This is a genomic window from Chryseobacterium sp. OSA05B, from assembly GCF_019970065.1.
Lineage (GTDB): Bacteria > Bacteroidota > Bacteroidia > Flavobacteriales > Weeksellaceae > Chryseobacterium.
On record NZ_JAHXYH010000005.1, the window covers coordinates 114,500 to 136,672 of the forward strand.

At 38.0% G+C, this 22,173-nt stretch carries 16 protein-coding genes; 2 read left to right on the forward strand and 14 right to left on the reverse strand.

Going from position 1 to position 22,173, the window contains the following annotated elements:
• Positions 1–4: 4 nt before the first annotated feature.
• Positions 5–811 carry a hypothetical protein gene (locus LC419_RS18660; RefSeq protein WP_223608774.1) on the reverse strand — a complete coding sequence of 269 codons (807 nt, stop codon included), beginning with the start codon at positions 809–811 and terminating at the stop codon, positions 5–7.
• 6 nt (positions 812–817) lie between these two features.
• On the reverse strand, positions 818–1,564 hold the full coding sequence (locus LC419_RS18665; protein WP_223608775.1) for a carboxypeptidase-like regulatory domain-containing protein: 747 nt from the start codon (positions 1,562–1,564) through the stop codon (positions 818–820).
• A 168-nt stretch (positions 1,565–1,732) separates the two neighbouring features.
• Here LC419_RS18665 and LC419_RS18670 point away from each other — a divergent pair, with 168 nt between their 5' ends.
• Positions 1,733–4,891, forward strand: a complete 3,159-nt coding sequence (locus LC419_RS18670) for a UvrD-helicase domain-containing protein (RefSeq protein WP_368734505.1) — start codon at positions 1,733–1,735, stop codon at positions 4,889–4,891.
• A 249-nt stretch (positions 4,892–5,140) separates the two neighbouring features.
• Here LC419_RS18670 and LC419_RS18675 read toward each other — a convergent pair whose 3' ends face one another.
• From LC419_RS18675 to folE, 8 genes are all read right to left on the reverse strand, one after another.
• Positions 5,141–5,650 carry a ferritin gene (locus LC419_RS18675; protein ID WP_034725863.1) on the reverse strand — a complete coding sequence of 170 codons (510 nt, stop codon included), beginning with the start codon at positions 5,648–5,650 and terminating at the stop codon, positions 5,141–5,143.
• A gap of 126 nt (positions 5,651–5,776) precedes the next feature.
• Entirely contained in the window at positions 5,777–6,226 is a 450-nt protein-coding gene (locus tag LC419_RS18680; RefSeq protein ID WP_223608777.1) for a hypothetical protein, read from the reverse strand.
• A gap of 179 nt (positions 6,227–6,405) precedes the next feature.
• Complete coding sequence (locus LC419_RS18685; RefSeq protein WP_223608778.1) at positions 6,406–7,377, reverse strand: hypothetical protein; 972 nt, start codon at positions 7,375–7,377, stop codon at positions 6,406–6,408.
• A gap of 139 nt (positions 7,378–7,516) precedes the next feature.
• Positions 7,517–10,171: a 4-alpha-glucanotransferase gene (locus LC419_RS18690; protein WP_223608779.1), complete on the reverse strand. Its 2,655-nt coding sequence runs from the start codon at positions 10,169–10,171 to the stop codon at positions 7,517–7,519.
• A gap of 138 nt (positions 10,172–10,309) precedes the next feature.
• Entirely contained in the window at positions 10,310–11,476 is a 1,167-nt protein-coding gene (locus tag LC419_RS18695) for a T9SS type A sorting domain-containing protein (RefSeq protein WP_223608780.1), read from the reverse strand.
• Between the two features lie 568 nt (positions 11,477–12,044).
• Complete coding sequence (gene cysS, locus LC419_RS18700) at positions 12,045–13,511, reverse strand: cysteine--tRNA ligase (RefSeq protein WP_223608781.1); 1,467 nt, start codon at positions 13,509–13,511, stop codon at positions 12,045–12,047.
• Positions 13,512–13,632: 121 nt separating this feature from the next.
• Complete coding sequence (locus LC419_RS18705) at positions 13,633–14,064, reverse strand: DinB family protein (RefSeq protein WP_223608782.1); 432 nt, start codon at positions 14,062–14,064, stop codon at positions 13,633–13,635.
• Positions 14,065–14,071: 7 nt separating this feature from the next.
• Entirely contained in the window at positions 14,072–14,740 is a 669-nt protein-coding gene (folE, locus tag LC419_RS18710; protein ID WP_034725871.1) for a GTP cyclohydrolase I FolE, read from the reverse strand.
• An 89-nt stretch (positions 14,741–14,829) separates the two neighbouring features.
• Between folE and LC419_RS18715 the strand changes: the two genes are divergently transcribed.
• A complete protein-coding gene (locus LC419_RS18715) occupies positions 14,830–15,984 on the forward strand; it encodes a hypothetical protein (RefSeq protein ID WP_223608783.1) in 1,155 nt (384 codons plus the stop codon).
• Between the two features lie 50 nt (positions 15,985–16,034).
• On the opposite strand, the gene metF is transcribed toward LC419_RS18715, so the two are convergent.
• From metF to LC419_RS18735, 4 genes are all read right to left on the reverse strand, one after another.
• On the reverse strand, positions 16,035–16,994 hold the full coding sequence (metF, locus tag LC419_RS18720; RefSeq protein ID WP_090025229.1) for a methylenetetrahydrofolate reductase [NAD(P)H]: 960 nt from the start codon (positions 16,992–16,994) through the stop codon (positions 16,035–16,037).
• Positions 16,995–17,061: 67 nt separating this feature from the next.
• A complete protein-coding gene (gene metH, locus LC419_RS18725; protein ID WP_223608784.1) occupies positions 17,062–19,719 on the reverse strand; it encodes a methionine synthase in 2,658 nt (885 codons plus the stop codon).
• Positions 19,720–19,859: 140 nt separating this feature from the next.
• Positions 19,860–20,870: a homocysteine S-methyltransferase family protein gene (locus tag LC419_RS18730; RefSeq protein ID WP_223608785.1), complete on the reverse strand. Its 1,011-nt coding sequence runs from the start codon at positions 20,868–20,870 to the stop codon at positions 19,860–19,862.
• Between the two features lie 114 nt (positions 20,871–20,984).
• Positions 20,985–22,145, reverse strand: coding sequence for an O-succinylhomoserine sulfhydrylase (locus tag LC419_RS18735; RefSeq protein WP_223608786.1), 1,161 nt, complete (start codon positions 22,143–22,145; stop codon positions 20,985–20,987).
• Positions 22,146–22,173: the final 28 nt, after the last annotated feature.

Here is a 22,173-nt window from a genome sequence, read left to right on the forward strand (position 1 = left end):
TAAACTAAATATTACTCACCTTGCGGGTTTTCCGGTATTCAGCAAACGCAGCTCTCAATTCATATTCCACGACATCTGCTTTAAAGTTTTTTCTGAATTTTTTCGCCATCATTCTTGTATCATTAGCATAAATCAGGAATTCATCGATCTGTTCTTCATCCATGCCGTATTTTTTCAGAAACTGTAAATCTATTTCATTTTTTATTCTTTGGATAAAATCCCGGGTTTCCTTATAATTGGCTTTCGTAATTTTAAGTTCCGTAGCTTTTTTGAACAAACCTACAGCTGCATCCAGAACCCCTAAAATACTTACCTGACCGGCATTATAATCCGGTTTGAAGGTTTTCGAAATTGCATTATCCGGTACCGCTTCGTTCATCGGACTCTTCATATATTCATCCAGTTCCGATCTTAACGAAACCACTTTCCGCGATTCATTAAGATGCTTGTTATCTCTTTCCAGATTACCTGTGGGCTTATAGGTGATCTTCACTTCCGGGATTTCTATTTCTGCTCTTTCAAGGTTGATCATTAAAGGAGAACTGAAATCTTCCTTACCCATTTTTTTATCGAAACGGTAATAACCTTCCTTCACAAAACGCAATTCATCATTTTCCGATACTTCTATGCTAAATTTTCCTGAAGTATCACTCAGAGTGCTTTTTTGGCTGGAAATATTAATAATTAAAACCGGATTAATATTGGTTTTGCTGTTATCTGTTACAACTCCGTTTACCTGCTGTTGGGAAAAAAATTCAGCAGACACAAAAAGCGGAACTGCGTAAAGACTTTGTTTAATATACGTTCTCATCTGTGTTTATCTTTGAGTCTGTGGGGCACGGTAGGAAGAAATTCTTGTCAGGACAAATCTTTGAAATCTATACAGATCTGCATCGCTGCAAAACCCGTACTTCAGAATACTTTTCCGCTCAAAACCACCGGCAATAACATAGCTGATAAAATGTTCAATCTGAGGTTTTTCTATCTTAAGACTGATAAAATATTCATCTCCCAGTGCGGAATGCAGGTACTTCATCAGATCAATATCATCCCATTTGTTCTTCACTTTTCCAATGGAGAAGCCTTGTCCTTTCGGCTGTACAAATTCTCCCGGTCTCGCTGCCAGTATCCTCGGATCTGATTTCTGAGCGATGTATCGATCAATGTCTTTGATGAGTTTTTCTACTTTTTTAGGGCGGTTAAGGTTTTTAGCATCAATTTTCAGATCACCTGTAAGTCCCTGTTTGATTTCCACTTCCGGGATTAATATGGTTTCTCTCTTTAAAGTAATATTGATGGGTGCATATATAATCTCTTTGGAAATCTTTTGGACGATACGTTCATAACCAGCCTTAATAAAGCGGAGTTCATCCCCTGCCCTTCCTGAAACCATAAAGTGACCATCCCGGTTGGTTACCGTTCTTTCATCCGTTCTGATATTGATGACCGTTACATCCTGAATCTCTGCACTGTCTTCAGAAATCACTTTTCCGAAAATGTAATTCTGGGCATTGATGTTAATGAAAAAAAGGGTGGTTAAAAAAAAGAGTAGTTTAAGTTTCACGGACAGTTTTTTATAGAGCAAATCTAAAATTATTTTTAAATTAATTTACAAGTTTAACCACAGTTAACGCGTTTTGGGATTTCTTTTTGATTTTTGCGGATTAAACTGTTAAATCGATGCTCTGAATTGTTAAAATTTCACTTAAAAATTAGCTAACTTGCAGTCTCAATTCTAAATTCAGCAATGCAAAATTCTTACACAGTGATCAATGCTTCAGCCGGGTCGGGGAAAACATACGCCCTTGTCCAGAGGCTTTTGATGATCTGTCTCCGGTATCCCAATCAGCAGCAGTCGATCAGGAATATTCTCGCGCTTACGTTCACCAATAAGGCAGCCAACGAGATGAAGGAGAGAATACTGTCGTGGCTGGGGAATTTTTCCGCGGACAATTTTGCAGAAAACGGAGACTTGAAAAACATTCAGAAAGCTTTTGAAGCTGATGGTTTAAAAATCACAATTGATGAGCTTCACAACCGTTCAAAAAAACTTTTGGATTACGTTCTTCATAATTATTCAACCCTGAATATCGGAACGATTGACCGTTTCAATTCAAGGCTGGTAAGAAGTTTCTCCTATGAATTGGGTTTAGCGAAAAATTTTAATCTTGAGATCGATGCAGAGCCGTTTCTGATCGAAGCTGTGGATAAAATGCTGGACCAGATCGGTGAAAATGACAACATCTCCAATTCCTTCATGGATTATGTGGATTACAGTCTGGAAAACAATGAAAGGATCAATCTCAATAAAAGTCTTTATGATTCCGCCAAGGAATTCGTCAAAGATATTCACTACGAACATCTGAAAAGCAATAAAAGCTTTGATGATACGAATTATGAGAATATAAAAAATACGCTCAGAAAAGAAATCGTACAGAATAAAAAGAAATCTGCAGAACTTGCCACAGCCTCGGTGGAACTCTTCCGGTCCAGAAATATTGAGATTGAAGATTTCGCTCAGGGTAAAAATGGAATCGGAGGATTTTTCACGAAGGTTCAGGATTTTTATAACCAGAAAAGGCCTGGTTTTCCGTTTCCTACCACGCAGGAAGAATCTGTAGTCAACAATTACAGAAAGGGAGCGGCTACTAAATCCAAAAGTAAAGAACCCGAAATACTGGAAATACTTGATCAGCTTCTGGACAACAGGATGCAGCTGATTCTTCTTTATATTGAGACTCAAAAGAAAGAAAAGATTTTATCTGCTCTTCTCCCTTTGAAGGTGAACAAAGATATTCAGGATGAATTAAAAAAGATTGAGGAAGAGAACGATCTGGTTCTGCTTTCGAAATTTAATATACTGATCAATGAAAATCTTAAAAATGAGCCATCAGCCTTTATTTATGAGAAGGTAGGTGCACAGTTTCAGCATTTTTTCTTTGATGAATTTCAGGATACCTCAGAATTGCAGTGGCAGAATTTTGTTCCGCTTCGGGACCACAGTGTTTCCTCGGAATATACATCTTTTACATTGGTAGGTGACCCAAAGCAAAGTATTTACCGATTCCGTGGTGGAGAGAGCAAACTGATGCTGGACATTATCAACAAAAAGGAATTTTCGCCCAAACAGGCAAGTCTTCTTGTTTTAAAAGATAACTGGCGGAGTGCCAAAAACATTGTACAGTTCAATAATGAGTTGTATCGTTACCATTCGTTAAACCTCGAAGAAGAACACCGCAATATTTTCGGGGAAGATGCTGAACAAAGTCCAAGATCCCAGATTGACGGACGTGTAAAAGTAAGTCTGATCGAAAATCTCACCAATGAGGATTTTTATAACGACACTTCGGAGAAAATGCGGAATGATATTCAGGAAAGTCTGGATAACGGTTTTAAATTTTCAGACATTACGATTTTATGCCGGGGTAATTTTGATATTTTCAGTTATTCTCAAAAGCTGGGAAATCTGAAAGTAAAATACCGCGGAGAAGAAACCAATATCAAAACAATTTCCGACAAAGGTCTGACGCTTGAGCTTTCCAACACGTTGAAAGCAGTCATTGAATTTCTGCGATGGGAAATTAATCCAAAGAACAAGCCCAATCTGATCATGATGATGTATTATCTGAATACGTTGGGAAGAATTCATATGGCAGATTTTACGCTGGAAATGAAGGAAGTTCTGGAACTTGAAACGCATGAGGAAATTCTTCAGTTCATCCAGAGCAAATATTCCCTAAAACTGAAACAGGAAAATTTCCCAAGGTTCAACCTGTACAATTTTGTGGAATATTATATCAATGAATTCGCGGTGGATAATAAGGAAACGGATTTCCTTCTAAACTTCCTGGAAATGCTTTTCAATTTTACACAAAATGCAGGAGCCAGTACGAAAGAATTTCTGAAATATTGGGATGAAGAGGCTTCAGCATACACCATTCAGGCTTCAGAAAACATTGATGCCGTTCAGATCATGACGATCCACAAATCAAAGGGACTGGAATTTCCGATTGTATTTATCCCGATGATGAATAAGAACCGGGACAGTGAATTTACGAACTGGTTTGACACCAATAATAATGATGATGCTTTGAAATCGGTCAACATCAATCAGTTTAGTAAAAACCTTGAAGTGTATGATCAGGAAATCGAGGCCTTCAACAAAAAGAATTCCTACAAAAACCTCATCGACAGATTATGCCTTCAGTATGTGGCTACGACACGTCCTGTAGAACAGCTGTTTTTCTATCTGCAGAAAGCGAATAAAACGTCCAATAATCTTGAACTGCTGGAATTCTTTAACGGAAAAAATACGGAAGAAGCTGATGAATTCGATCTGTATGAAGTTCGTCCGGAGATGCTGAAAAAACAGTCAAAGGACAAAACATCATTATTTAAAACCAAGGATATTCAAAACCTTAAAAATATTAATGAAAACAGATCTTCTATAAAAATCGCTACTCCATCCAAAAACTATCAGGTACGAAATGAAAAGGTAAGGATCGGTCTTTTCGTGCATGAATTACTGTCGAAAATCAATACAGAGAAAGATACAGCCAAAGTACTGGAGAGCTATGTACTGGACGGGCAAATCACGCGGGAGGAGAAAGATGAGATTCAGGAAACCCTGATTCAGATCATTCATAAATATGCGGAGTTTTTTGACGAGAAATGGGAAGTGATCAACGAAAAAGACATTATGATCTCAGACAGAGGCCAAAGTCATATTTTCAGACCGGACCGTATTCTAAAGAGTGAGGAAGGGTATATCATTGTCGATTTTAAAACCGGTGAACAAACGGAAAAAAACGAACACCAGATCGAAAGGTATAAAAACATTCTGGAAAGTCTGGGAAGAAAGGTTTTAAAGACGCAGCTTATTTATCTCTAGAAAAGATTTTCCACAAAGTTTTCCACAATACAGTGTTGATAACTTCAAAATCGTCAATCAATATACTGATTAACAAACAAATATATTTAGAAAAAAGAAAATACATTCTTCATAACTGTGGGGAAATCCTGAAAATCACTGTGGATAACTTTGCATTTTATCAACATTATCCACAATTTGAGGTTCAATAAAAACAAAACTGCCCGGCCGTTCTTCGAACGGCCGGGCAGTTTTAATCTTATTATGTACTTAAGCTGTTGTAGCCGGTACAAAAACTCTTTGAGACAACTCCTGGTCAAAAAGATATAATGCAGATGGGTTATCGCAAACCATCTTGATTTTTGTAACGTACTGTGAAGCGCTGGCTTCTTCCTCTACCTGCTCGTTGATGAACCATTGCATGAAAGAAGTCGTTGCAAAATCACCTTCGTCGTTTGCATTTTTAACGATGTTGAAGATGCTTCTAGTTACTTTTTTCTCATGCTCTAATGCTTTTTCGAAGATATCCGTTGCATTTTCGAATTCATGGGGAGGTTTTGCAATTTCTCCGATGATGATTTCTCCGCCTACATCATTTAAAAAGTCAAACATTTTATCTGCATGCATCAATTCTTCTTTGCTCTGAACTCTGAAATAGTTCGCAATACCGTCAAGATCTTTTCCTGAGAACCAGGCAGACATGGAAAGGTAATATTGTGCGGCATATTGTTCGTGAGCTATCTGTTCGTTAATTAACGTTGCAATTTTTTCGCTGATCATAAGTATAAATTTATATTCAAAAATAAGGAATAAAAGCCCGACATCAAAAGTTTTAATGAAATTTAATACAAAAAGGACGGGAAAAAACCCGCCCTTCTCACATTAAAAAATCAAAATTATGAACTGTTATTTAGCTTCCGGAGCTGCAGTATTCATAGGCTTCTTCATCATTTTTCTATCCTTCATTGCGGTCTTTCTCTGCTCCATTTTAGCTTTTCTGTCGGCCTGCCATTTATCATACTGATCAGGGGTAAGAATCTTCTTCATATCAGCATCCATCTGCGCTCTTTTGGCTTTCATGTCTTCCATTTTGGCCTGTCTTGCTTCTTTATTCTTATCGAAGTCGGCTTTCATTTCAGACTTTCTTTTTTCATGAAGGCTTTTTATCTGTGCAACCTGAGAATCGTTCAGATTCAGATCTTTTTTCATCTCATCAAGGTGCTTCTGATGCTTCTGCTCCATTTTCTGGTGCATCTCTGTTCTTCTTGCTTCTTTGTCCTGTGGAGTTGTTGTCTGTTGCGCCATGGCAAGACCTCCTATTCCGATAAATGCTATTGCTAAAACTAATTTTTTCATCTTAAAAAATATTTAATTAATTGTTATACATATCTTTGATTATTAGTTAAAAGATAAGTTAAATCAAAATATTCATAAAAAATGTTAAATTATAATATCAAAATAATAAAATTGAAAATAAAAAAAAGGACAGATCCTAAAACCTGTCCTTCACACCACTTAAATATAATATATGAAAATTATTTACTGCTTACTAGACTACCTCTAAAACCACCTCCATTGCTGTTTTGTGATCTTGAAGGTTGACTTTCAGATCTGGAGCTTCCTCCATTTCCTCTGAATCCTCCACTGTTATTTTCTCTTCGAGGAGCACTTTCTCTTTTTACTTCACCGCTTCCTCTGAAGCCTCCATTATTTCCGAATCCTCTTGTTCCTCTATTTTCAGAACTTCCTCTGAAACCACCGTTATTTCTTTCTCTATTGGTTTCGTTACGGAAACCTCCAGAGTTTTCAGATCTTCTGTCATTATTTCCAGCCTGATTTCTGAAACCTCCTGTATTACTGCCATCTCTTACAGGTCCTCTGAATCCGTTATTTGGTCTGTCGCTGGTTCGGATCACATTGAAGGTTGGGTTATCCATTCTTCTGAATCTTGCTCTGTCTACCCTGTAAACATTGATATTTACATTTCTGTATCTCGGCATTACGGCGTATCTCGGCACATAATACGTTCTTCTGTAATTTTGGAAGTAAACGATTGGGCTTGATCCACGGTAATAATTGTTTTGAAAAACAACAAACACCCTTGGTCCTAAAATTCTTTCCAGTGCGTAGAATCTGTCATAGTACCACCTGTCCGGATTATATCTGTAAAAATTATCCCATGTAGAGAAACTTACATACAAATTATTCAGACTCATGATCTGATCCATCTGCCAGCGGTTCAGCCTGTTTTCTCTGAAGAAGACATTCCAGTTGATATTCGTGATACTGTTTCTGTAATCATTGTAATATCCCTGATAGTAATCGCTTGGATAATAGTCCTGCGGATAGTTGTAATAATAATCGTCCGGGAAATAATTTCTGTCATCTTCATCGGTATAACCTCCGTTCTGGTAATACCCGTCATCTCCCCATCCGTTATTTGGATACTGCTGGGCGGAAGACAAAGCTGCCAGTCCCAGGGCAAATCCCAAAAGTATTTTTTTCATCTCTATAGTCGTTAATTGGTTAGTATATAGCAGAATATCTCTATTCTATCTTTTGGATGTAAATAAAAAAAAGAAGTTAAATCCTAAGATCAAACTTCTTTTAATTTATCATTAACTGATTGATAATCAAATGTTAAATTTACACTCTTCCACTATCTTTTATCCAATAAGCTATTTTTTCATTGAATTCTTTCTTTTCTTTCAGATCCTCAAGATTCAGATGCATCCTGTATCGCCAGTAATGTGGAAAAACCGCAGGATTATTGATCCTTTCGTTATCCATATTAGGGTTGGTAAGTTCCGGATCAGTTGCCAGGAACTCCTGAATCGGGAAAATAGCCAGCATCGCATCATTGTAAAGATGCTGTTTCATGATAATTTCAGCTAAGTGAGAATCCATTTCCTCAGGAGCTTTTCCATATTGGATCAGCTGCTGGTTAAAATACTTCTGAGTCAAAGCCGGATCTTCTTTCCACCACTGTCTCAGCGTAGAACTGTCATGAGAAGAAGCCGTGACTACATTCATATAATCCGCATTTTTAGGATTATAAAAAGGAATATTATCAGAAGGCATACGCTGAACTTTTAACGCGATAATTGCCAGTTCGTCCATCGCTATAGGCACGCAAGCCGGAACCATTCCTAGGTCTTCACCACAGATCAGCATTTTTGTGGCATTCAGAATAACCGGAAGTTTCTCCATGGCTTTTTCATACCACAGGTGATCCTGTCTTCTGAAGAAATAGTCATGGTATAGGTCATAGATTGCTTTTTGCTCCCATTCAGGAAGGTATTTATAAGAATCTGTACTGTAAACATTAAATCTTGGATGATAAACTGTTTCCCCATTCCTCTCTTCAGTCAGGAACAAAACGTTTGCGCACAGTGAAACCAGTTTGTCTTCAATAGCACCTTTCGGGTTCTTCTTGAAAAAGTCGGTTAACTTTCTCTGAGTATCAAATTCTTCTTTAAAAGTATAAGTCCCATCATTATTATTGTTAATAAATTCAAGTGCAGCATGATGCTCTTCCCCAAAATATTTCCACAGAATTTTATCATTAATGAAAGGCCTGCAATAGCGGTTAAAATCAAACGGGATATGCCTGGCTTTGAATTCATCCACAACAATCGGAACTGCAGGATAAAAATACCCCAAAATCCCTTGGGTGGCAGATATCGGCATTCTCCATATCCTGAAAAAACCTAATATATGATCGATTCTCATCGCATCGAAATACTGCTCCAATGCTTTGAATCTGTTTTTCCACCATCGGTAGTCGTCTTCCTTCATCGCTTCCCAGTTGTATGTCGGGAATTCCCAGTTCTGCCCCAGTTCTGTAAACTGATCCGGCGGTGCTCCGGCCTGAAAATCCATTCCGAAAAGTTCAGGTTCCGTCCAGGCTTCCACAGAATGCCTGTAAATACCGATCGGAAGGTCACCTTTTAATGAAACCCCTAAACTGTGGGTATAATCTACAGCATCTTTCAGTTGTACATGTAGCTGATACTGCACCCAGGCATGAAGCATGGAAGCATCATAATCTTTACTTTTTACAGCAAAGAACTGTGAAATTTTTCCTGCAATATACTTCTTATGGGTTTTCCAATCGTTGAAGTTCGGGGTTTTATACTTGTCCCTCAGAACGCAGAATGCAGCATAAGGAACCAGCCAGTGCTCATTGTCTTTTATAAACTTTTTAAAGCCTCTGTCCTTATAAATCTTTTCTTTTTCAGCATTGAAAACTGCTTTTAAAAATTTCCATTTGCCGGCAATTACTTTTTCATAATCAATCAGATCCAAAGCGTTTAAAGCCTCTTTCTCAGACTGATATTCAGAAACTAATTCTTTCGGTAAATCAAAATCAAGGTTTTCTAGTGAAATATACTGCGGATGCAGTGCATAAACAGAAACTGCTGCGTAAGGGTAAGAATCCGTCCAGGAATAATTGGCCGTGGTATCGTTAATCGGAAGGATCTGGATAATTCCAAGATTGGTTTCACTGGTCCAGTCGGCAAGGTTCTTAAGATCTGAAAATTCTCCAACTCCGAAACCGTTTTTACTTCTCAAAGAAAAAACAGGAACCGCTACTCCTGCATCATGATACATCTGATAAGACCTGAATTTAAAATATTGATTGGAAACGATCTGCAGAACATCCGGAAGCGGATTAGCCAGAGTGAATCTGTTTTCACCGGTTTCCACATCAATCACTCTTCCTTCTTTTGTATCGTAAAGACAATATTTAAACTGGATAAACTCGTTCTCCGGAATTTCAACGGAAGCTTCCCAGATTCCAAAATCGGTCTGCGAAAGATGGATCACTTTTTCGTAATTCCAGTTTCCTAAAGAAGCCGTACTGCCGAAGAGTACAATTTTCCAGTCCGGATTATAGACGGGCGCTTCTATTCTGAATAAATGGGTATGCTTTTTTAAAACTGTCGCTTTTTCAGGAACAAACTGGTTGAGCTTATTATAAAGAATTTTATTGTTTAAATAGTTTTCAGGGAAATTCTTATTGCTCCATTCATCAAAAATAATAAACTCCTTGTAGTTATGAGGAAAATTAAGATGATGCAGAACAAATTCTTCTCTCAGAACATTTCCTTTTTCGTCTGAAACCTGGTATTTATATGAAACTGATTTTGAGAAATAATCTACCTCACATTTCCAAATGCCGTTTTCTGCATAAAATAAGGTATGAGTCTGGACAGCAGCGCCTTTGTTATCTACAATCAATAGCTGCAGATTCTGCCCGGCCTTTGCATTATATCCTACATTAAAGTATAACTTCATCTATATTTTTTTATAAAAATACATTTTAATATCGAAAAATAAAACTTATTGAAGATCAAATAATCATTAAAAAACCTTTCCAAAATAAGTTGAAAAGGTTTTAAATTTTAATAGAGTTTAATGAAATCTCTGTCTTTATTATTCCGTTACCAGAATTTTTTTGTTTAATAAAGCTTTACCGGATTCATCTGTAATGTTAACGATATAAGCTCCATTGACTAGGCTTTTCAAATGGACCTGCTGATTGAGCGAGCCGTCTTTTACAGACAACTTCTGTTTCATCACATTTTTTCCGGAAATATCGAAAACATTCAGGAGAATATTTCCTTTTATTTTTTGATCATTGACGTTGATGTTAATGAAATGTTCATCCACTTTTGTCGGATAGATATCGATATTAGCCAATGCATTGACTGAAGTCGCTCTGTCATTAGCAAAATATTTACTCGCCAGGTCATAAATATGTGGTTTTTCTCCACCAGGAAGTGCTTTTGCCTGAAGCGTATTTAAATCTACTTCATACAAACCGTCTCCTTTAGCGCTCGCAATAACTACTTTTCCACTGGCATTGACTGCAGATCCGTTGACTGAATAATTTTCCGGAAGACCTGATATCTTACCCACAAATTTTGCTTTCAGTTCTTTAGCTACCACTTTAAAGACATTTCCGGAAGCTGAGAAGACATAGAAATTATTTTCAGCATCTGCGATCATATCTCCTCCAAAGCCTGTTTCAATAGCTGTGAATGAATTCTTTCCATTGGCAGCATCATCTTTAATAATCCCAAGATCATTAACAGTGTAATGGCTGCCTTTTCTGCTGATCTGCAAAAGCTGTGATCCTGCATTGTTCAGGGCATAAATATTTCCGTCATACCCCGCTGTCATTCTTGTGATATGGGAATTGATATCGCACGACGTTACTTTAGTCACCGTATTTTCAACTAGCGTAATTTCCTTTGTCTTCGCATTCAAAATATAAATATTGGACGAAAACATCGGCATATACACAAGGTTATTATTCATCGGGTCATAAGCCAGAGCCGCCATGGTAGTCGACTGTGAATGGTTGTAAGAATTTTTATCTTCCGACACATTACCTTTTCTTTCCTGAGAAAATACCTGTGTCACAGCATCAGCCGAGAAAAGTTTATCTCCGGAAGTACCATTGGCAGCATCCATCACGCGGAAATCACTGAAAACAATACTGGAAGTATCTTTTCCGGCAATCGCGAAAAAATCCTGTTGTGCATAGGCGTTGGTACCCAACACAAGCAGGAAAAGAGGGAATAAATGTTTTTTCATACAATGTAGAATTTAGATTCGTAATGATTTTAGTATGACTAAGTTACACAATTTAAAAATGAAATCATAAAAAAATAGCAGTATTTACATAACATTTACAATCATTTAATGTAAACGTTGATATTTCGATAAATTATTATTTTTTCAAACACAAATGGAACAAATTTTTTCACAAATGCTACTATTGAAAGACTCTAACATTCGTGTTATTCGTGAAAAAAGATTAGTGGAATTTGTGTTTTTTAAACTTCGATTTAAACACAAATAGCACAAATGTGTTCACCAAGATCACTATTGAAAGACAGTAAAATTCGTGTTATTCGTGAAAAAAGATTAGTGGAATTTGTGTTTTTTAAATGCAAAGATTGTTCGCTCCGCCAACATGAGTAAGGTTTTCGGATTAAATATGCTGTATGCGCTACATCTGCGAGAGATGACAAAAAGTAAGAAATTACTTACAAATGAGCATAAAAAAATCCCGCAGATCACACAGATTACAACAGATTTTTATGATATGATCTGCAGAATCCACACGAGCTGCGGGAGTTGTACTATTTATTTTTTGAGGTTAATTCAGAACGTAGGTCGTTCCGTCTCTTCCGTCTTTTAATTCGATACCTTCAGCAAGCAGTTTGTCTCTGATCTGGTCTGAAAGGTCAAAGTTTTTTGATTTTCTGGCCTGATTTCTCAGTTCAATTAAAACTTTTAGAGTCTGATCAAGCTTCTCATTATTATTTTCTTCAACATTCTGAAGTCCCAACACATCGAATACAAAAGCATTCATCGTTGTTTTTAAGTCTTCAAGATCTTCAGAAGAAATCGTTTCTTTCTCATCATTTAAAGCGAAAATATATTTTACAGCTTCAAATAAGTGAGCGATCAGAATCGGAGAATTAAAATCATCATTTAAGGCATCATACGCTTTAGTTTTCCACTCTTTAAGATCAAAACCAGATTGTTTTTCATTATCCGGAGTGATCGAGTTTAATACTTTAATGGCTTCCATTAGTCTGATAAAACCTTTTTCGCTCGCAATCATCGCATCATTGGAAATATCCAAAACACTTCTGTAGTGCGCCTGCAGGAAGCAGAAACGTACGATGGTAGGATGGAAAGGTTTTTCAAAGAAATCGTTTTCACCTGTTACCAACTGCATAGGAAGGATATAGTTCCCTGTAGATTTACTCATACGCTGGGAATTCATCGTCAGCATATTGGCATGCATCCAGTAATTCACCGGAGCAGTATCATTGCAGGCTTTTCCCTGTGCAATTTCACATTCGTGGTGTGGGAATTTCAGGTCCATTCCTCCGCCGTGGATATCAAATTTTTCACCAAGATATTTTGTACTCATGGCAGTACATTCAAGGTGCCATCCCGGGAAACCTTCGCCCCACGGGGAATTCCATCTCATAATATGCGCAGGAGATGCTTTTTTCCACAGGGCAAAATCCTGTGGATTTTTCTTTTCACCCTGTCCGTCCAGATCACGGGTGTTGGCAAAAAGTTCTTCGATGTTACGTTTTGAAAGTTCACCGTAATTCAGTCCTCTGTTATTGTATTCCAAAACATCGAAGTATACAGAACCATTGCTTTCGTAGGCAAAACCTCTTTCGATAAGTTTCTGTGTAAGCTCAATCTGTTCTACGATATGGCCTGTCGCGGTAGGTTCGATATTCGGAGGAAGCAGGTTGAACATTTCCAGAACTTTATGAAAATCTACCGTATATTTCTGTACGATTTCCATAGGTTCAAGCTTTTCCAAACGGGTTTGTTTTACGAATCTGTCGTTTTCTACATTTCCATCGTCTGTAAGGTGACCTGCATCGGTGATATTTCTTACGTATCTTACTTTATACCCTAAATGGATCAGGGTACGGTAGATAAAATCAAAGGAAAGGAAAGTTCTTACATTTCCCAAATGCACATTGCTGTACACGGTAGGTCCGCAGACATACATTCCTACGTTTCCTTCTAGAATGGGTTTAAATATTTCTTTTTCTCCGGTAAGAGAGTTATATAATTTTAATTGCATTTTTTTATGTTAAAAGATTCAATGATTAAAGGATTTAAAAATTAGTTAAAATAATTCTATCCACAACAAATAATTGTTGTGAGAAAAATTTTATTTGAAACTTTTTTAAATATGACCATTATTAAATTGCTTTTAAGTGATATTGAAGATGATCAATGTAATCTTGAATAATATATTCCAGTGTAAAGGTCTGAGGAACTGTTTTTGTAGTATCACAGGTTCTTTGCAAAGCTTCATCCGGGATATTTTCTACGGTATACACAATCTGAAAATTCAACGATTTCCAAAGACCGATGATCTCCTGAACAGGAATATTCTGATAATTCTGTGCTTTTACCCAAAAATCCTGATCATATACTATATTATCATTTTCCTTGTATTGGGTGACTACAAATCGTCTGATATTGCTGAGTGCGCTATCACAAAGATGGCCTAAAATTTCTTTTTTCGACCATTTTTCAGGTGAAATCTTATAATTCCAATCTTCTTCAGAAATAGTTTCAAATCTCTGAAGCCCGGCATTCACAATATTTTTAAGGATCTGATAGTTCATCTGTTTACTAATAATCTAATTTCGCATGACTTCCCACATAATGAAGGAATTCCTGTCTCGTGATAGGATTCGTTCTGAAAATACCACTCAATTCCGCCGTGATTGTAGAACTTGCCGTATCTTTTATTCCTCTGCAGTTCACACACAAATGTTTTGCATCAATAATACATGCCACATCTTTGGTACCTAATGCTTCTTTCAAAGCATCTACAATCTGCATCGTCAGTCTTTCCTGAACCTGCGGTCTTTTTGCATAATAATCCACAATCCTGTTGATCTTGGAAAGGCCAATCACTTCGCCGTTTGAAATATAGGCTACGTGGGCTCTTCCGATGATCGGCAGAAAGTGATGTTCACAGAAAGAATACACGGTAATATCCTTTTCCACCAGCATCTGGCGGTATTTATATTTATTGGAAAATGTTGAAATTCCCGGTTTGTTTTCGGGAAGAAGACCTCCAAAAATTTCATTCACATACATTTTGGCAACACGCTTCGGAGAATCCTTTAAAGAATCATCCGTCATATCCATCCCCAGTGTTTCCATAATTTCACCGAAAAGTTCGGTAATTTTTTCTATTTTTTCCTGTGGCGATTTATCAAATGCATCTTTCCTAATAGGCGTATGTTCTTTTCCAGTGAAAATATCATCGTCGTTATCGGTAAAATCAACCATTTTTATTTAATTTGCAACAAAAATACGGATAAAATCTGTTCATCGATTTCAATTTGAACGAAAAACATTGTCCATTCTCAACTTAGCCTATGATTATTGTCGAAGAAGTACAGAACGAAAAACAAAAAAAGGACTTTTTAGAATTTCCCGCCCAACTTTACCGGCACGACAAACACTATATAAGACCCCGAAATCAGGACATCGAAGAGATTTTTGATCCTGAAAAAAACAAATCTTTCAAAGAAGGAGAATGTGCCCGCTTTTTATTTAAGAACAAACAGAATGAAATGGTGGGAAAAGTGGCCGTTTTCATCTCAACTCCTTACGAGCAGAAGCAGCCTACAGGAGGCATCGGGTTTTTCGACAGTATTCATGATCAGAAAACCGCTGATTTCATTTTCGATCACTGCAAAATGTGGCTCCAGGAAAGAGGTATGGAAGCCATGGACGGCCCGATTAATTTTGGCGAACGGGATAAATTCTGGGGACTTTTAACGGAAGGTTTTGCCGAGCCTCTCTTCGGAATGAATTATAATTTCCCTTACTATAAAGATCTGTTTGAGAATTACGGTTTTAAAATATATTTCGAACAGCTTTGTTTTTCAAGACCCATTTTCGCAGAAGTTTCAAGGATTTTTACGCTCATGCATACCAAGCACAGCAGAAATCCCGCCATCTCTGCAAGACCGATGAAAAAGAATGATCTTCCTAAATTCGCTAAAGATTTTACGGAAATTTACAATCAGGCATGGGCGTGTCACGGAGAAGGTAAGCAGCTGGAGGAAGCAAAAGTTCTGAAAATGTTTAATACCATGAAACCCATCATCAATGAACATATTTCCTGGTTTGTGTATGAAAATGAAAAACCAATTGCGATGTGGATGAATCTTCCGGATGTAAACCAGTGGTTCAAATATCTGAACGGCCGATTTGGGATTGTGGAAAAACTCAAATTTTTGTGGATAAAACAATTCACGAAGAACGAAAAAATGGTAGGTCTGGTTTTCGGCGTTATTCCGGAATGGCAGAAGAAAGGTATTGATGGGTACATGATCTGGGAAGGAACGCAGCACCTGAGAAAACATACGGATTTCAAGACGACGGAACTTCAGTGGATCGGAGATTTTAATCCTAAAATGATAAAAATTGCAGAAAGTCTTAATACCACTGTGACCAGAAAACTAGCTACGTACCGGTATTTATTTGACCGAAATAAAGAATTTGAAAGACATCCTATCCTTTAAATAAAAAACCCTGCCATTGAATGACAGGGCTCCTTTCATTAGATACTCTATTAGAATAGCTCACCGGCTACTTTTTTAATATTATCACTTTTCCCCATGGAGTAAAAGTGCAGCACAGGAACTCCGAAATCCAGCAGTTCCCTGCATTGGTTAATGGCCCATTCTACACCGATCTGCTTGACAGCCTCGTTGTTTTTGGCTTTTTCCACTTCATTGATCAGCTCTTCAGGAAGATCAATCTTGAATATTTGCGGAAGAATTTTTAAATGCTTTTTGGTTGCAATAGGTTTGATACCTGGGATAATAGGTACTGTAATCCCCATTTCTCTTGCCTTTGTCACAAATTCAATAAACCGTTTATTGTCAAAAAACATCTGTGTGACGATATAATCTGCTCCGGCATCTACTTTTTGCTTAAGCCATTTCAGATCATAATTCATGGAAGGTGCTTCCATATGTTTTTCAGGATATCCGGCTACTCCTACACAGAATTTGTTAAGCTCATCACAGGCTTCCTCATCATTATGAAGGTATTTCCCTCTTCCTAAATCATTGATCTGATGAACGAGATCCATCGCACTGGCATGACCTCCCGGGGTAGGCTCGAAATATTGATGCCCTTTCATAGCATCACCTCTCAAAGCCATTATATTTTCTATTCCCAGATACATACAGTCTACGAGAAGGTATTCTGTTTCTTCTTTGGTAAAACCTCCGCAAAGAAGATGGGGAACAGTGTCTACATTATATTTATGCTGGATTGCAGAACAAATCCCTAAGGTTCCGGGACGCATTCTGGTGATACGGCGCTCCATCAACCCGTTTCCTTTATCAAGATAAATATATTCTTCTCTCGAAGTGGTTACATCAATAAAAGGCGGCTTAAACTCCATAAGCGGATCTATATTGGTATACAGATCTTCAATTCCGATTCCCTTCTGGGGCGGAACTACCTCTAAGGAGAATAAGGTCTTCCCATTGGCGTTTTTAATGTGTTCAGTGATCTTCATTTTATAGTTTAGTTATTTTTATCTTTTGTTGATGGCTTATAGGTTGTGACTTACAATCATTAACTTTTTAAGCTAAATTCGGAGATAACCATCTTCTTGCTTCATCAATAGAGCATCCTCTCCTTTTTGCATAATCCTTCAGCTGATCTTCTGTAATTTTCCCAAGTCCAAAATATTTTGCGTGTGGACTTCCGAAATAATATCCGGAAACTGCTGCCGTCGGGAACATGGCTAAGCTTTCTGTCAGGAAAACGCCTGTATTTTCTTCTACTTTTAAAAGATCCCAGATGGTTTTCTTTTCCAAATGGTCAGGACATGCCGGATAACCCGGTGCAGGACGGACTCCTTTGTATTTTTCGGCGATCAGGTCTTCGTTGCTCAGGTTTTCCTGATTGGCATAACCCCAATATTCTGTTCTAACTTTTTTGTGTAAAAATTCAGCGTAAGCTTCCGCGAATCTGTCGGCAAGGGCTTTGACCATGATGGCATTGTAATCATCGTTGGCTTTTTCATATTCATCCGAAAGTTCATCTGTTCCGAATCCGGTACAGACACAAAAAGCCCCAACATAATCAGTTTTTCCTGAACTCTGAGGTGCTATAAAATCACTTAACGCTAAATATTCTTTTCCTTTGGATCGTTGTGCCTGCTGTCTTAAGGTCAGAAATCTAGCCTGTTCTTCATTATTTTCGTCAAAAATCAGGATATCATCCGTTTCATTTGAATTGGCTTTGAAAATTCCGAAGATGGCTTTTGCCTTCAGTAATTTCTCATCAAGAATTCTCTTTAAAATAACCTGGGCATCCTTAAACAATTCTTTAGCCTGCGCTCCCACAACCTCATCTTCCAGGATATTCGGGTATTTCCCGTGCAGATCCCAGCTTCTGAAGAACGGAGACCAGTCGATAAACGGAAGCAATTCTCTCAGATCCTGATCTTCCAGTACGGTTACGCCTAGATTATTCGGTGTAAAGATCTCTTCGTTTTCCCAATCGATATTGAAGTGGCTTGCTCTTGCTTCTTCAATAGTAACGTAGTCTTTGTCCACCTGTCTGTTCAGGAATTTTTCACGGAAATCGGAATATTCGTCTTTCAGTTCTGAAACATATTCTTTATTTCTGTCACCTAGTAGCGAGCTTACCACATTCACAGCTCTGGAGGCATCATTAACGTGAACAACTGCATTTTTATATTTTAAATCAATTTTCACAGCGGTATGTGCTTTTGAAGTTGTTGCACCACCGATTAATAATGGAAAATTGAGATTTTGTCTTTCTAATTCAGAAGCGATGTACACCATTTCGTCCAAACTTGGTGTAATCAATCCGCTCAAACCAATGACATCAACCTTATGTTCTATGGCAGCCTGAATAATTTTTTCAGCCGGGACCATTACTCCAAGATCCACAATCTCATAATTATTACAACCCAAAACAACACTCACAATATTTTTTCCGATATCGTGAACGTCACCTTTCACTGTTGCCATCAGAATTTTTCCATTAGCTGGTCTCGCACCGTCTTTTTCAGCTTCAATATAAGGTTGCAGATAAGCAACGGCTTTTTTCATTACCCTCGCGGATTTTACCACCTGTGGAAGGAACATTTTTCCGCTCCCGAAAAGATCTCCGACAACGCCCATTCCGGTCATCAGGTTAATTTCAATGACGTGAAGCGGTCTTGCTGCCTGTTGTCTCGCTTCCTCAACATCCTCTTCAATAAAACGGTCGATTCCTTTTACCAAAGCATGGGTAATCCTCTCCTGCAGAGGCCTTGTCCGCCATTCTAAATCTTCAACTATTTCTTTCTTGACAGATTTATGCTTTTCGGAATAATCCAGAAGTCTTTCTGTGGCATCCTCTCTTTTATCAAGGATCACATCTTCGACAAGACCTAAAAGTTCTTTGTTGATCTCATCATAAACCTCCAACATGGAAGGGTTGACGATTCCGATATTCATCCCAGCCTGAATAGCATGGTAAAGGAATACGGAGTGCATCGCTTCTCTCACCGTATCATTTCCACGGAAAGAGAAGGAAACATTGCTGACACCACCACTCACGGATGCATAAGGAAGATTTTGTCTTACCCATCTTGTAGCTTCAATAAAATCAATAGCATTTCTTCTGTGCTCATCCATTCCCGTTGCTACAGGGAAAATATTTAAGTCGAAAATAATATCTTCTGCCGGGAAACCAACCTGATTAACCAAAATATCATACGACCGTTTTGAAATCTCAAGTCTACGATCATAATTGTCGGCCTGACCTGTTTCGTCAAATGCCATTACGATAACCGCAGCACCATATCTTTTGACTGCTTTGGCCTGTTTGATGAATTCTTCTTCACCTCCTTTTAAACTGATGGAATTCACTACACATTTACCCTGTGCCACCTGAAGTCCGGCTTCCAGAATCTCCCATTTGGACGAATCTATCATCACCGGAATCCTTGCAATATCCGGTTCTGAGGCTATTAAATTCAGGAATTTGATCATCGATGCTTTTCCATCGATCAATCCATCATCGAAGTTGACATCAAGGATCTGTGCCCCTCCGTCTACCTGATTTCGGGCAATATCAAGTGCTTCAGAGAATTTCTCCTCTTTTATGAGTCTTAAAAACTTTTTGGAACCGGCAACGTTTGTCCTTTCACCAACATTGATGAAATTACTTTCCGGCGTTATGATAAGAGGCTCAAGGCCTGATAATCTTAAATATTTCATTAATTTTTTATTCTGCTAAATTATAATAGGCCCTGTTTGTGTTCTGTCCCGGCAGATCTATAGCTCTGCTTCAAGTTGTAAACAGCGGAAACTTTTTATAAACCAGCTTCTATTTCTTATTTTAATTAAAAACTACCTGATTATACAAACTCTTTCGTTTTTCTTGGCGGATATTGTGCCACCAGATCTGAAATCGCTTTGATATGATCCGGAGTCGTTCCGCAACATCCCCCAATAATATTGATCAATCCTTTCTCTACATATTCTTTGATCTGTCTGGCCATATCTTCCGGAGTTTCATCATATTTCCCGAAAGCATTCGGAAGTCCGGCATTCGGATAAGCGGAAACATAAAACTCTGAATTATGAGCCAGGGTTTCCAGATAAGGAGTAAGCTGATCCGCACCTAAGGCACAGTTAAATCCTACACTTAATAAATTCAGATGTGAAACTGAGATCAGAAAAGCTTCTGCCGTCTGCCCGCTCAATGTTCTTCCTGAAGCATCGGTAATGGTTCCTGAAACCATGATTGGAATTTCTATATTTCTTTCATCCTGAAGTTCATCAATGGCAAACAAAGCTGCTTTTGCATTCAGGGTATCGAAAATGGTTTCGACCAAAAGAATGTCTGAACCTCCGTCCAGTAAAGCTTCACACTGTTGTTTATAAGCCACTCTCAATTCTTCAAAAGTAATTGCTCTATATCCAGGATCATTAACGTCCGGACTTAAACTTGCCGTTCTGTTGGTAGGTCCGATGGAGCCAGCCACAAATCTCGGTTTATCCGGATTTTGAGCGGTAAATTCATCACATACTTTTCTGGCAATCTTCGCAGACTCATAGTTCAGTTCGTATACCAGTTCTTCCATGTGATAATCTGCCATTGCAATGGTGGTTCCCGAAAATGTATTGGTTTCGAGAATGTCTGCTCCGGCTTCCAGATATTTCCTGTGAACTTCTTCGATTGCCTGAGGCTGTGTCAGGGAAAGAAGGTCATTATTTCCTTTTACCGGATGTTCCCAGTTTTTGAAACGTTCTCCTCGGTAGTCTTCTTCCTCAAATTTGTAGCGCTGAAGCATGGTTCCCATTGCGCCATCGAGAATTAAAATTCTCTCTGATATTGCTTTATATAATTGCTCTGAATTTTTCATATGTTTTTGATATGATAAATAGGACGATGTCCTATCCTTTGTTAAATCGTCCCTTTGGGACTCGTTGATTTATTTCAAACAAATAATCTGAACCGGCTAAAATATTTCTACAAATTAATCTAAAGCCTGTTTCAGATCTGTAATGATATCGTCTATAAATTCCAGACCTACTGAACAACGGACAAGACCTGCTGTAATGCCCACTTCATTTCTTTCATCCTCGGTCAGCTTTGAATGGGTTGTGGATGCAGGATGCGTAACGATGGTTCTCGTATCTCCCAAATTGGCAGAAAGGGAACACATCTTTATTTTGTCCAGGAAGTTTCTTCCGCCTTCTATCCCTCCTTTAATTTCAAAGGCTACGATGTTTCCGCCCAGCTTCATCTGCTTTTTCGCAATCTCATAACTCGGATGGGATTTCAGGAAAGGATATTTTACCAATTCTACATTCGGATGACTTTCCAAAAACTCAGCAACCTTCAAAGCATTTTCACAGTGTTTTTCCACACGGATAGCCAGTGTCTCCAGACTTTTCGATAAAACCCATGCATTGAAAGGTGACATCGCGGGTCCCGTATTTCTTGCAAAAAGATAAATTTCTCTGATCAGATCCTCTTTTCCTACAGCTACACCTCCTAATACTCTACCCTGTCCGTCAATTAATTTCGTTGCAGAATGTACAACAACATCTGCACCATATTTTATCGGCTGTTGCAGATAAGGTGTTGCAAAACAGTTATCTACAATAAATATAAGATTATGTTTTTTCGCGATTTTCCCGAAAAACTCAAGATCCAGGATTTCAATAGCCGGATTGGTAGGCGTTTCAAGATATAAGATTTTAGTATTGGGTTTAATATACTGTTCAACATTTTCCGCATCCTCTGCTTTGAAATACGTTGTTTCGATATTCCATTTCGGGAAATATTTCGTAAATAAGGTATGAGTAGAACCAAAAACCGACTGGCAGCTTACAATATGATCGCCCGCATCCAGTAAAGTGGCAAACGTAGAATAAATAGCCGCCATTCCTGTTGCAAATGCATATCCTGCTTCTGCGCCTTCCATTTTTACGATTTTATCTGTGAATTCCGTTACATTCGGGTTAGAAAAACGGCTGTACAGGTTTTTAGATTTCTCTTCAGCAAAGCTCGCTCTCATATCTTCCGCATCCTGGAAAATAAAGCTGGATGTAAGATATAATGGTGTGGAATGTTCGTCAAACTGCGTTCTTTCAGTTTGGGTTCTTATTGCTGAGGTTTCAAAATTTTCCATATAGTTTAATTATCAATGAATCAATATA